The sequence below is a fragment of the Gluconacetobacter dulcium genome (assembly GCF_014174165.1).
GTDB lineage: Bacteria > Pseudomonadota > Alphaproteobacteria > Acetobacterales > Acetobacteraceae > Gluconacetobacter > Gluconacetobacter dulcium.
Genome location: NZ_JABEQN010000011.1, coordinates 25,489 through 38,068, shown reverse-complemented (window position 1 = coordinate 38,068; position 12,580 = coordinate 25,489). Strand labels below are relative to the sequence as shown.

The 12,580-nt window shown below is 67.8% G+C and carries 9 protein-coding genes; 7 read left to right on the top strand and 2 right to left on the bottom strand.

Annotation, left to right across the window (positions count from 1 at the left end; genetic code table 11):
• Position 1 precedes the first annotated feature (1 nt).
• The 4 genes from HLH25_RS10215 (at position 2) to HLH25_RS10200 (ending at position 3,615) form a co-directional block, all read left to right on the top strand.
• Positions 2-913, top strand: a complete 912-nt coding sequence (locus HLH25_RS10215; protein ID WP_310889088.1) for a DUF2155 domain-containing protein — start codon at positions 2-4, stop codon at positions 911-913.
• Between the two features lie 82 nt (positions 914-995).
• Entirely contained in the window at positions 996-1,754 is a 759-nt protein-coding gene (gene otsB / locus HLH25_RS10210; RefSeq protein WP_182973960.1) for a trehalose-phosphatase, read from the top strand.
• Positions 1,742-3,106, top strand: a complete 1,365-nt coding sequence (locus HLH25_RS10205; protein ID WP_182973959.1) for an alpha,alpha-trehalose-phosphate synthase (UDP-forming) — start codon at positions 1,742-1,744, stop codon at positions 3,104-3,106. Before otsB ends, HLH25_RS10205 begins: the two co-directional genes overlap by 13 nt.
• Positions 3,106-3,615 carry a disulfide bond formation protein B gene (locus HLH25_RS10200; RefSeq protein ID WP_246401956.1) on the top strand — a complete coding sequence of 170 codons (510 nt, stop codon included), beginning with the start codon at positions 3,106-3,108 and terminating at the stop codon, positions 3,613-3,615. The genes HLH25_RS10205 and HLH25_RS10200 overlap by 1 nt, the downstream gene beginning before the upstream one ends.
• On the opposite strand, the gene HLH25_RS10195 is transcribed toward HLH25_RS10200, so the two are convergent.
• On the bottom strand, positions 3,569-3,745 hold the full coding sequence (locus tag HLH25_RS10195; RefSeq protein WP_114729551.1) for a DUF1328 domain-containing protein: 177 nt from the start codon (positions 3,743-3,745) through the stop codon (positions 3,569-3,571). The genes HLH25_RS10200 and HLH25_RS10195 overlap by 47 nt on opposite strands.
• Before the next feature lie 215 nt (positions 3,746-3,960).
• Here HLH25_RS10195 and HLH25_RS10190 point away from each other — a divergent pair, with 215 nt between their 5' ends.
• Together HLH25_RS10190 and HLH25_RS10185 are read left to right on the top strand one after the other, a co-directional pair.
• Positions 3,961-6,003, top strand: coding sequence for an NAD(+) synthase (locus tag HLH25_RS10190; protein ID WP_182973958.1), 2,043 nt, complete (start codon positions 3,961-3,963; stop codon positions 6,001-6,003).
• A 250-nt stretch (positions 6,004-6,253) separates the two neighbouring features.
• Positions 6,254-8,146: an N-acyl-D-amino-acid deacylase family protein gene (locus HLH25_RS10185; RefSeq protein WP_182973957.1), complete on the top strand. Its 1,893-nt coding sequence runs from the start codon at positions 6,254-6,256 to the stop codon at positions 8,144-8,146.
• 25 nt (positions 8,147-8,171) lie between these two features.
• On the opposite strand, the gene HLH25_RS10180 is transcribed toward HLH25_RS10185, so the two are convergent.
• A complete protein-coding gene (locus HLH25_RS10180; RefSeq protein ID WP_182973956.1) occupies positions 8,172-11,027 on the bottom strand; it encodes a glycosyltransferase in 2,856 nt (951 codons plus the stop codon).
• 200 nt (positions 11,028-11,227) lie between these two features.
• On the opposite strand from HLH25_RS10180, the gene HLH25_RS10175 reads away from it, so the two are divergent.
• On the top strand, positions 11,228-12,577 hold the full coding sequence (locus tag HLH25_RS10175) for a beta strand repeat-containing protein (RefSeq protein ID WP_182973955.1): 1,350 nt from the start codon (positions 11,228-11,230) through the stop codon (positions 12,575-12,577).
• Positions 12,578-12,580: the final 3 nt, after the last annotated feature.

Genomic DNA, 12,580 nt, shown 5'->3' with positions numbered 1-12,580 from the left:
CGTGTTGCGTCTGCTCCGCCCGGCGTCGCGCCGGGCGGGGGCCGTGCGCGCGGCGTTGGCCGCCGTGCCGGCGCTGGTGGCATGGAGTGGCGGGCCTGGGGGCATGGCTGCCCGCGCCCAGCAGATCGTGGCGCCGCCTGCGATCTATCCCGCCGATACCTGGCAGGGGCGCTCGGTCGCGACCGTGCGGGTGCTGGATACGCTGGACTCCAGCGTGCAGGTGCTGACCATTCCGGTGGGGCAGGATGCGACGTTCAGGGCACTGACGATCCATGTCGGCGCCTGCCGCGACCGGCCGGCGACGCTGACGCCCGATGCGGCGGGGTGGCTGGCGGTGCGCGATACACGGCAGGACGGCCCCGGCTTCAACGGATGGATGCTGGCGGGCGAACCCTTCCTGGGCGTTTTCCAGGACCCGATCTACGCCGTGCGCCTCGTGGGCTGCGCGGGCGACATGGTGGCGCCCGTTCCGCCTCCGCTGGCGGCTCTGGCGGCGGCTGCGGCGCAGCCGGGCGATCAGGCGGCTTCGGGATCGCCGGTGCCGGGAACACCAGTCTCGGGAACGTCGGATCAGGGCACGCCGTCCGTGCCGGGGTCTTCGGGGCCGCAGGTGCTGACGGTTCCGGCGGCGCCGCCGGCCGGGCAGCCGGGCGCGGCATCCGCCCCGGCGGTGCCTGCCGCGCGTTTCGGCGGGGCGCCGCTCTCCCTGTCGCCGCCTGACGAGGAGGCGCCGGTGTCGGGGGCTGCTCCATCCGGTGCCGCCATGCAGCCGGCGGGGAGGCCTATGCCATTGCCTCCGCCGACGCCTTTTGCAACGGGTTATGCAGCGCCGACCCGGTCGCCGCCTGCATCGTCCGCCCCGGCGGCATCGCAGGCCCAGCCTGGACAGCCGCAATCCCTCCTGCCCCCCTGACGGGGACGGGAAGCAACCTGTCCCGCCGGTGTCGGTCCGGGATGAATGACAAGCCTTCGGTCCCAAGGAGTCCAGAATGCCCATGAGCCCGACGGATTATGCCGGCCCGGCCGGCCGGTTCATGCCGCCCCCAGGCGAGGCGGCCCTGCTGCTGGATTTTGACGGTACGCTGGTCGATATCGCGCCCACGCCGGAATCGGTGGTCGTGTCGCCCGGCCTGCCGGACGTGCTGCGGCGGCTGCGGGCGAAATGCGGCGATGCGCTGGCGGTGATTTCGGGCCGCGCGGTGGATCAGATCGATCATTTCCTCGGCGACGTGCCGTTTGCCGTGGCCGGCGAGCACGGGCTGGCGGTGCGGCATCGTCCGGACGGGCCGATCGTGCGTGCCGAACTGCCCGCCATGCCGCCGACCTGGCTGCCGGCCGCCGAGACTCTGGCCGCGCAGCATCCGGGCGTGCGGATCGAGCGCAAGCCCGCCGGTTTCGTGCTGCATTACCGTGCGGCGCCCGAGATGGCGGATATGCTGCGCGAAGCCGCGGAATCGTGGGTTGCGTCGACGCACGGGCGCTTCCATGTGCAGACGGCCAAGATGGCGTGGGAAATCCGGCCCCATGGCGTGGACAAGGGCCATGCGGTGGCGGCGCTGATGCAGTCGCCGCCCTTCGCCGGGCGGCATCCGGTCTTCGTCGGCGACGACGTGACGGATGAAGACGGCATCCGCGCGGCCGAGGCGCTGGGTGGGGCGGGGTTCCGTATTCCTCGGGATTTTCCCGATCCGGCCGCCTTTCGGGCCTGGCTGGCGACGCTCGCGGGCGGAGGGGATGATTCATGGGGCGTCTGATCATCGTATCCAACCGGGTGCCTTCGCCGCGTGAGCGTCTGCAGCCGGCCGGCGGTCTGACCGTGGGGTTGAAGGACGCGCTGCGGGGCGGGGAGTCGCTGTGGTTCGGCTGGTCGGGCAATCAGTCCGAATTCGAGGGCGACCCCGTCATCGGCATGGATGAGGTCGATGGCGTGACCTATGCCACGATCGACCTGACGGCACGGCAGCACGAGGGATTCTATCAGAATTTCTCGAACGGCATTCTGTGGCCGCTGTTTCATTACCGTGTCGGGCTGATGAGTTATTCGCGCCGGGACTGGCAGACCTATCTGGAGGTCAATGCCATGTTCGCGCGCTGCCTGCGCGCGCTGTTGCAGCCGGACGACGTGATCTGGGTCCATGACTATCATCTGTTTCCGCTGGGCCAGGCGTTGCGCGACCTGGGCGTGGCGGGGCGGATCGGCTTCTTTCTGCATATTCCCGTGCCGCCCTGGAGCCTGGTGCGCTCGATGCCGGGGGCGAAGCTGCTGCTGGAAGACATGCAGGCCTACGACCTGATCGGGGTGCAGACCGAGGAAGATGCGGACAACCTGAACCACGCCTTCCGCCTGAACGGGCTGACCGAACGGGCGGGGGCTTTTCCGATCGGCATCGATCCGCATGAATTCCGCGAACAGGCCGAGGAGAGCGTGCGGCGCGAGGAGGCGGACCGCCTGCGTGCCAGCCTGCGCGGGACGGCGCTGATCCTCGGCGTGGACCGGCTGGATTATTCCAAGGGCCTGCCCGAACGCTTCAGGGGGTACGAGGCGTTCATGGCCCGTTATCCCGAACATCGGGGCAAGGTGTCGTTTCTTCAGGTCGCGCCGGTTTCGCGCGGCGACGTGGAGGAATATCGCCAGCTTCGGTGCCAGTTGGACGAGCTGACGGGGCGGATCAACGGTGCCTATGCCGAGTTCGACTGGACGCCGATCCGGTATCTGACGCGGCCGGTGGCGCGGGACATCCTGGCCGGGTTCTATCGCATGGCCGACGTGGCGCTGATTACGCCGCTGCGCGACGGGATGAACCTGGTGGCGAAGGAATATGTCGCGGCGCAGGACGCGGCCGACCCCGGCGTGCTGGTGCTGTCGCATTTCGCCGGCGCCGCGCCGGAGATGGACGAGGCGGTGCTGGTCAATCCCTTCGACGCCGACGAGATCGCCGATGCGCTGCATCAGGCGCTGACCATGGGGCTGGAGGAGCGCCAACGGCGCTGGCGCCATCTGGACGAGGATGTGCGCCGGACCACGGCGGGATTCTGGGCGCGGGACTTCCTGAAGGCGCTGGACGCGGCCCCCCCGGTCGCGATGCCTCCGCTCGGACCATCGTGATGCGGCGGGGGACCGGCATGGGCCGGGGGCCTGGTATCGCGCTGGCGGTTGCCGGGGCGGTGGCGCTGGGGATTGCGGCCTGGGTCGAATACGGGCTGGGGGACGTGCCGTGCGGGCTGTGCCTGTGGGAACGCTGGCCCTGGCGCGTGCTGGTGGGGCTGGGCCTGCTGGCCGCCCTGCTGCGCGGGCAGGGGGCGCGGGCCATGCTGTGGCTGGCTGTTCCGGTGATGCTGGCGGCCTGCGGGCTTTCGGCCGTTCATGTCGGGGTGGAACATGGGTGGTGGCCGAGCCCGCTGCCGGAATGTCGCGCGCCGGTCTTTCATCCCGGCACGTTCGCCGAGCGTCTGGCCGCCATGCCCATGCGCCCGTCGAAGCCGTGCGACGCGCCGACCTATCTGGTCGGCGCGCTGCCGCTGTCGATGGCCGCGATGGACGGGCTGTGTGCGGCCGGTGTGCTGGCGGTTATAGCGTACTGCCTCTCCCGCGGCCGAAAAAGAGGCCGACGATGAACAGCACCAGGAAGATGAAGAACAGAATCTTGCCGATATAGGCGAAATCGGCCGCGAAGCCGCCGAAGCCGAGGGCCGCGGAGATCAGGGCCAGGACGAGGAAGATCAGCGTCCAGCGTAAGAGGTCCATCGGGATATCCTCCGATTCATGTGTCTGGACCGGATGGTCCGTTATGGTTTCAATGGCTGGCTGCCCGTATGGTTGCGGTTTCGTATGAGAATTCGCGGGTTGCGGCCTGTCCCGGCGTTCTGGGGATGGGCTGGAGGCCATGCGTGCCCGGCAGGGTGAAGACAATGGCCTGCTCCGTGTGTCCGGTGCGGCCTTCAGCAGGCGGGTGACTGATCGTGCCGGATTTCCGCTCTCTCTATCGTCAGGGTTTCGCGCGGGTGGCGGGGTGTACGCTGCCGGTGGCGCTGGCCGACCCGGCGGCCAATGTCGCGCGGATGGCGGACATGGTCCGCGCCTGCGACGCCCAGGGTGTGGCGCTGGCGGTTTTTCCCGAACTCGGTGTGTCAGGCTACGCGATCGACGATCTGCGCCAGCAGGACGTGCTGCTCGATGCGGTGGGGAGCGCGCTGGCGATCCTGGCGGAGGCGACCGCCGGGCTGATGCCGGTGGTGGTGGCGGGCGCGCCGCTGCGGCATGGCGACGCGCTGTACAATTGCGCCGTGGTGCTGCATCGCGGGACCGTGCTGGGCGTGGTGCCCAAGAGCTATCTGCCGAATTACCGTGAATTCTACGAAGCCCGGCATTTCGTCGCCGGGGCCGGGCTGCGCGGCCAGACGATCCATGTGGCGGGGCAGACGGCGCCGTTCGGCACCGACCTGCTGTTCGAGGCGGAGGATCTGCCCGGCTTCGTGGTCGGCGTCGAGATCTGCGAGGATGTGTGGGTGCCGGCACCGCCCAGCACGGATGCGGCGCTGGCGGGGGCGACGGTGATCGCCAACCTGTCGGCCAGCGATATCACGGTGGGCAAGGCCGACCAGCGCGACCTGCTGTGCCGCTCGCAATCAATGCGCGCGCTGTGCGCCTATGTCTATGCGGCGGCGGGTGAGGGGGAGTCGACCACCGACCTTGCCTGGGACGGGCAGGTTTCGATTTACGAAAACGGCGCGCTGCTGGCGGAGACGGAGCGTTTTCCGCAGGGGCCGCATCGGGCGGTGGCGGATGTCGATCTGGATCTGTTGCGGCAGGAACGCGTCCGGATGGGGACGTTCGCCGATTGTCGTGTCGTGCGGCAGGGCGGAGAGTGGCGCCGGATCGGCTTCGCGCTGGCGCCGCCGCCGGGCGATCTGGGCCTGTTGCGCCGGATCGAGCGGTTTCCCTTCGTGCCCAGCGACCCGGCGCGGCTGGAGCAGGATTGTTTCGAAGCCTGGACGATCCAGGTTTCGGCCCTGAAGCAGCGCCTGTTGGCGACCGGGGCGCGGAAGATGGTGATCGGGGTGTCCGGCGGGCTGGATTCCACCCAGGCGCTGCTGGTGGCGATCCGTGTTGCCGACGAACTGTGTCTGGGGCGCGATGCGGTGCTGGCCTATACCATGCCCGGTTTCGGGACCAGCGCCGGCACGCAGTCCAACGCCATGGCGCTGATGCAGGCGCTGGGCGTGGCGGCGGCGGAACTGGATATCCGCCCGACCGCGCGGGTGATGCTGGAAGAGATGGGCCACCCCTTTGCCCATGGTGTGCCGCAATATGATGTGACCTTCGAGAACGTGCAGGCGGGACTGCGTACCGATTTCCTGTTCCGGCTGGCCAACCAGCATGGGGGCATCGTGATCGGGACCGGCGATCTGTCGGAACTGGCGCTGGGCTGGTGTACCTATGGCGTCGGCGACCAGATGTCGCACTACAACGTCAATGCCGGGCTGCCCAAGACGCTGATCCAGCATCTAATCCGCTGGGTCGTCGCCTCCCGCCGGGTGGAGGCTGATGCGGCGCGGGTGCTGGAGGCGATCCTGGCAACCGAGATTTCGCCCGAACTGATCCCGGCGGGTGCCGACCAGGCCCTGCAAAGCACCGAGGAGAAGATCGGGCCGTATGCCTTGCAGGATTTCACGCTGTACCATGTGCTGCGGCATGGGTTCCGGCCCTCGCGCATTGCGTATATGGCGGAAATCGCGTGGCGCGATGCGGGGGCGGGTACGTGGCCGCCGGGCTTCCCGGCGGATCGGCGGGTGGCCTATGACCTGCCGGCGATCCGGCACTGGCTGTCGGTTTTCCTGAGCCGCTTCTTCGGATTCAGCCAGTTCAAGCGTTCGGCGATGCCCAACGGGCCGAAAGTGGTGGCCGGTGGTGCGTTGTCGCCGCGTGGCGACTGGCGGGCGCCGTCGGATGGCAATGCGCGGCTGTGGCTGGAGGAACTGGAGCGCAACGTTCCAGCGGCATGATCGGCCTCCGCGCGCGGTCAGGCGAAAGGGGTATCGGGTGACGATCTGTTCCGAAGATGTGCATTGGAAAAGAGATTGATTCTGTTTTGACAGAAATGGACCTGAAAGCTGATTGAATTGGAGGGGGTTCCGGTTGGAACTTCTTTGGTCCTGCGTTGTTATGACCAGATAGTCGGAGCGACGGCGCAGGCTTCTTGTCCAGTGATATCGGGGTCTATTATGTGTCCTGGCTTCGCCTCTGGAGAGGTGTATGGCGGATAGTGTTTATCGGAACGGTATTTTTTTCGATGGGTCTGGAAAAGCGCCGGTTATTGCGGATGTGGCCGTAGAAGACGGCAGGATTGTCGCCATCGGGCGGGATCTTGCGGTGGAGGCCGGGGTTACCGAGATCGATTGTCGCGGATTGTGGGTGATGCCGGGGTTGCTCGACATCCATACGCATCTTGATCTGGAAGTGGAACTCGCCCCCGAACTGCCGGAAGTGGTGCGGCATGGCACCACCACGGTCGTCATGAGCAATTGTTCGATCGGCGTGACCTATGGCCATCAGCGGCGCGACGGCGAAGACCCGATCGTGGATTGCTTCGCGCGGGTCGAGAACATGCCCAAATCGGTTCTGAAGCGCGTTGCGGATGCCTGTACGTGGAGGGATTCGCAGGGGTATCTCGACCATCTGGAGGGGCTGCCGCTCGGCCCCAATGTCGTGCCGATGATTCCGCATTCCATGCTGCGGATCGAGGTCATGGGCCTGGACGGGTCGGTCAGCGGGCCGCCGACCCCGGAAGAACTGGCGCGCATGGAGCAGTTACTGGAAGCCGGGATGGCGCAGGGCTATGCGGGGTTCTCGACCGATGCGCTGCCGTTTCACTTTCTTGCGAATGCACCGAACAAGAAGAAGCGGATTCCGACGCAATATGCCGGGTTTCGGGAACTGGCGCGGCTGACGGAGATCGTGCGGCGTCATGGCCGGGTGTGGCAGGCGACGCCGGCCAAGGACGATGTTTTTGCCGCCGTGCGCAGTTTCATGCTGACCAGCGGGCGGCTGTACCGTCGGCCGCTCAGGACGACCGTGCTGGCGGCGCTCGACCTGCAAACCAGCCGGTCGGCCATGCATCTCTGCCTGCTGCTCTCTTCGATTCTCAATTCCCGGCTGCTGAAGGGGGCATTGCGTTTTCAGGCCCTGTCTTCGTCTTTCCGGATCTGGAGTGACGGTGCGATCAACCCGCTGGCGGACGAGATTGCGGCGTTTCGGGCGCTTAACGAACTGGAGCTTGATGATCGGCCGGGGCGGGTGCGGATTCTGAACGATCCTGGCTGGGTCGCATCCTTCCGGAAAATGTGGTTGGCGGGAAAGGGGAAAGGATGGTCCATGGCGCGGCTGCGGCGGCGCCTGCGCTGTGAGACGGTGGTGTTGAGCCGGCGGCTGGATGACATGTTCGTTGCGGAATGTCCGCTGGCGCATTGGGTGGGGGAGAGCCTGGAGGCGCCTTATCGCAGGCTTCTGGCCTTTCAGGCGGCCAATGGTCGCTTTCCGCGCGCCCGTGACGCGGAGGCCGCGTTTTTCGCGGGTTTTCCCGACCCGATCGGCGATGACGCGGCGTTTCTGCTGCATCTGCTGCGGGTGTGGGATACCGACCTGCGCTGGGAGACGACGATCGCCAACCGGAATCCCGCGACGCTCAGAAAGCTGCTCTTCCACGACCAGACATTGCCGGGTTTCAACGACAGTGGTGCGCATCTGGCCAATATTGGTTTCTATGACGGCAACCTCCGGACGCTGAAGGTCGCGCAGTGGGAGGGGTTGGCGCAGGTTTCCCGAGCCGTCCATCGGCTGACGGCGCTTCCGGCCGCATTTTTCGGCCTGAATGCGGGTGTGGCGCGGGTGGGGGCGCAGGCGGATCTGTGCGTGATCGACCCGGCTGCGCTTGAACGGTGGAACCCGGAGGAGACCTATCATTTTCTCCATCGGAGCCAGCTTGGGTGCCGGCAGGTCGTCAATCGTCCGGTGGGCGTCGTGCGGAATGTGATGATCGGCGGGCGGATCGTGTGGGAGGGGGACGGATACGCCGACGGGTTCGGGGAACGCGCGTATGGACGTGTGATGCGGGCGAAGGATCATCCGCTGGAGAAGCATTGGTCCTGACGGGTTGTCGGGGAAGGCGGGCAGTCTATGCCCGGCTTCTTGCGTCCGGCGCGGTCAGGCGGAGCCAGGGATGGCGGGCGCGCAGGAAGGCGACCACGCGCTGCTTGTGCGCGGCCCGTTCGGTGACCGTGTCGGTCATGGCGGCGTCGTGGACCCGGTATTCGGCCAGCGTCTCGGGCAGGTGCGTGCCGGCGATGCCGAGTTCGGCCAGGGTGCACCAGAGGTCGTAATCCTCCCACCCCATGGCGTCGCGGCGTACGTAATAGCCGCCGGCCGCCGCCCAGGCCCATTTCGCCACCATCGCCATGGCGTCGACGACGTTGCCGCCCACCAGGCGTGCCGGGTGCCAGGGGAGGTCGCCCATCACGCCGCAGGCCCGGTCGAACCGGCGGATGATCGGGTAGGCGAAGCCGGCATCGTCCCGCTGGATGGCATCCAGCAGGTGCGCGCAGGCATCGGGCAGCAGGCGGTTGTCGGCATCGAGCTGCATGACGTAGGGGGTTTCGGCGGCGGCCATGCCGATATTGCGCGCCCCGCCCAGCCCGGCATTGCTGCGGGCGCGCAGCAGCAGCAGGCGGTTGAATCGCTTGCCGTGGCGCGCCATCCAGCCGCTGACCAGGGCGGCGGTGTCGTCGGTCGAGGCGTCGTCCACCACGATCAGGTCCAGCGGTGCGAGCGTCTGGTGACGCACCGAATCCAGGGCCTCGATGACATGATCGGCGTATTGGTACGCGGTGATGACGACGGTGACCGCCGCGTTCTGCAACTGGTCGTGGTGCAGGCATATCTCGCTGTCGGGGATGGTCGGTATGGCGCGGACTCGGGCGGGGCCGCGTGCCAGGGCCTGGGCGCCGGCCAGCGCGGTGGTCTGGCCGCCTGCCAGGCTGGCGATGGTCAGTGCCATCAGGGTGGCCTGTCGTTGCGGGCCGTATTCCCACAGGACCGTATGCAGTGCGTCGCGCGCCATGCGGCTGCGCAGGGCGGGATCGTCCACCAGGCGGGTCAGCGCGTCCGCCCATTCCGCGTCGCTGTCCGCCAGCAGGCCGGTGATGCCGTCGCGGATCGCGGCGCGGAAGGGCGCGGTGGGGGAGGCGACGGTGCAGGCGCCGGCCAGGGCGGCCTCGAAGAATTTCAGTTCGCTCTTGGCCTCGCAGAACGGGTTGCCGGTTTCCAGCGGGGCGATCGAGATATCGAGCCTTGCCAGTTCGTCGGGCAGGGCGTCCAGCCCGACCATGTCGCGCCATTCGATCTGCGCCGCGTGGGCGTGCAGGGTGGGGAATTCCTCGGTCAGCAGCAGCGGACGGCCGCCTCCGGGCTCGCGGAACAGGACCAGCCGCACGTCTGGCCGCCGGGCCATGACGGCCAGCAGGCCCGGCAGGGCGCGGGCGAAATCGCGCTGGTGCGTGCGCGTGCCGGCGGCGTAGCCGATCCGTACCAGCCCGTCGGGCGGGGTGGCCGCGCGGCGGCGGGCGGCCTGGCGGGAGCGTTCCAGCGTCTGCCGGTCGTGGATGTTCGGGATGGTGACCGTCAGCGGCGTGAAGGGGCGCATCCGGTCGGCCAGGGGGTCGGTGGTGGCGATGCCGAAATCGCAGCGTCGCAGCGTGCGCTGCATGTCGTCATACATGCGTTCGATCCGCGCCACCGGGGCGGAGCTGACGCGGATGCCGTCGATCAGGTCGCCGCGCGCCAGTGCGGGTTCGAACACCAGGTCGTCGGCGTCGAAGGCCAGCAGGGCGCCGCGAGCGCGGGCCATCCCGATCAGCGTATCGACATGGCCGCTATATTCCACGCGCCACAGGACGATCAGGTCGGCCCACAGCATGTCGTCCGGGCCGACGGCGGCGCAGGCGCGGCTGCGGGTGGCGTAGCCGGCCCTGCGGCAGGCGGCTTCGTTGCGGTCGACGCGATAGATCGTGCCCGGTGTCGTCGGTTCGCCGGAGACGAACAGCACCGTGCGGACGGGCAGGCGTGCCCGCGCGGGTTCGGGGGGCGGCATGACCACGGGAGGGGTGCGCGGGCCTGCCAGTCGGCGGGCCAGGCGGACCCACAGGGGCGGTGGGGGCGGCGGGGCCGGTGGCGGCGCCGGGAGCGGCGGCGGCGGCGGCGTGTGTGCGGGCGGGGCGGCGGCTGGCGCGTCGGCCGTGGGGGCGTGGGCCCGGTCCAGCCGCAGCTCCATGACGTCCAGCCGGGCGCGGCTGAGGGCCGCGCGGGTTTCGGCCAGTTCCGCCCTGGTATCGGCCAGGGTGCGTCGGGTGGCCCAGTGCGCGCCGATGGCGGCGAAGCGGCTGGCCAGGTTGGCGGCCACGCGATCGCCCTGCGTGCCGTTCAGCGCCGCGCACAGGCCGGCGAGCGGGTGAGTATGTTCGGTGCCGGGGGCCGGCTCCGGCAGGGCTATGGTCAGATCGCCGCCCAGTTTCAGGGTTGCGGTCGGGCGGCCGGCCAGCCAGCGGGCCCATGGGGCGGGGTGGCTGGTTGCGGTATCCGGCCCGTACAGCAGCATTGCGCCGCGCGGCGACAGGAGCGGGGCCAGATGGTCCGGTGCCGGCGTATCCGTGCCTGTGGGGGGCAGGGCGGCCCAGAGCAGGTCGCACGTGCCGGGGCGAATGCGTGCCGGGACGGTGTGGAGGGTCATGCGCAGGCGCAGGTGGCGGGCCTGTTCCTCCAGGAACAGGTGCAGGGCGGGGCGGTCGGGGAACAGGCCGACACTATGCGGCCGGACGAGGGCGAGGACCCAGCCCAGGAAGGGCAGTACCGTATTGATGGCGGGGTCCGGGTCCAGGTCCGGGGGGGAGAGGAAATAGGGATCGAGCGCGTCGCAGCCCAGCAGCGCGGGGCCGTCCGCCTGGGGGCGGGCAGGGGGGTGCCAGGTGTCTGCGTCCATCGGAATGTCGCGCGTCCATCTTACAGTGATACGTGATTTTTCGATCCTGCACGACAGGATGTTAATATTTTGGGAAGGTCTGTGCGCTTACATGATCCCGATCATTCCAGGCGCACATCGTCATGTGATGCGGCTTCGGATCGGTTCGTAATGGCTGATGACGTGTTGTCGTCCGGCCAAGCAATATCGGGGAGCGGGCTGTGGCGATTGTAACCGTGATGGGTGCCGCGGGCACAAATGTGAACGTGACGGTCGATGGCGGCGACACGCTTGCCTTGGCCAATGCCTATGCGAAGACTTTGCGGGAGAGCGCCGCGGGGAAAAGCTTTTCTACATTACAGAATGGCTTTAATTCCGCCAGCGTCGGCAGCTCGGTCGGGGTGATCACGGTCGGCGGCGCCTATGCGCTGGATGGGGCCTACGTCAACATCGTGGCCGGTGCGCTGTCGGGTGGCGCGTTGGATTCCGTGCTGACGGCGCCGGTGGCGATCGACGCGCATGAGGTCACGACGCCGGTGGATGTCATCTCCGGCACGCTGGGGGGGACGACCTTCCTGGGTGGTGCGGCCGGGGGCAGCTTCCTGGCGACGGCCGGCGACAACGTCTTTATTGGTGGGAACGGCAGCTTTACCATCAATATGGGCGCGGGCAATGACCTGGTCGTGACCGATCATGGCAACGATACCGTCAATGCCGGCAGTGGCGCGAACCGGATCTTCCTGGGAGATGGATCGAATTCCGTCAATTCGATGGGGACGGATACCATTGTCGGGACAATGGGCACCCAGTCGGTGACGATCAATGCCGGCAGTTCGCTGGTGCTGCTGGGTGACAATGCGACCGTCGTGGACAAGGCGTCCCACAGCATCGTCTCGGTGGGTGGCGGCAGCACCGTGTCCGGCGGAGCGCAGGACATGGTGTCGTTCACCGGGACGTCGGGCACGATCGCGGGCGCGGTCTCCGATACGATTTCGGCGGCTGGAAACCTTCAGGTTACGCAGGGCGTCGGCAATACGATCAGCGTCACCGGCAGCCTGACCTTCCTGAACGGCACGGGCATGACCAGCGTGGTGGCGGGGCAATCCACCATCTTCGGCGCGGCGGGCCTGACCATGACGCTGGGGGCGTCCGGGCCGACCCTGTTCGTGGCCAATGAAGGAAACGAAACCCTGGACGGTGCGCAGGCGAGCAGCCCGCTGCATGCCTTCGCCGATGGCGGCAACGTGACGTTTATCGGCGGGTCGGGCAACGATACGCTGGTGGGCGGCACCGGCAGCGCGACCATGACGGGCGGCAGTGGCGACAACCTGTTCGCCTTCACCAACGGCCCCAGCAGCGGCGGGGACAACGTCATCACCGATTTCGGCAGTGCGGCGGGGAACATGGTCGCGCTGTATCAATATGGTTATCAGAACAACAACCAGTTGCAGACCATTCTTTCCGCCGCCACCATCGCGGGCGGAAACAGCACCATCCAGTTGACCGACAACACGCGGATTACGTTCGTCGGGATTACGGACCTGAAGACCAGCGACTTCACCCTGAGCTGATCG

Excerpts from the sequence above, each read along its gene's own strand:
- HLH25_RS10185 (WP_182973957.1), top strand. The coding sequence starts at position 6,254 with ATGGCGGATAGTGTTTATCGGAACGGTATTTTTTTCGATGGGTCTGGA.
- HLH25_RS10195 (WP_114729551.1), bottom strand. The coding sequence starts at position 3,745 with ATGGACCTCTTACGCTGGACGCTGATCTTCCTCGTCCTGGCCCTGATC.
- HLH25_RS10180 (WP_182973956.1), bottom strand. The coding sequence starts at position 11,027 with ATGGACGCAGACACCTGGCACCCCCCTGCCCGCCCCCAGGCGGACGGC.
- HLH25_RS10205 (WP_182973959.1), top strand. The coding sequence starts at position 1,742 with ATGGGGCGTCTGATCATCGTATCCAACCGGGTGCCTTCGCCGCGTGAG.
- HLH25_RS10200 (WP_246401956.1), top strand. The coding sequence starts at position 3,106 with ATGCGGCGGGGGACCGGCATGGGCCGGGGGCCTGGTATCGCGCTGGCG.
- otsB (WP_182973960.1), top strand. The coding sequence starts at position 996 with ATGAGCCCGACGGATTATGCCGGCCCGGCCGGCCGGTTCATGCCGCCC.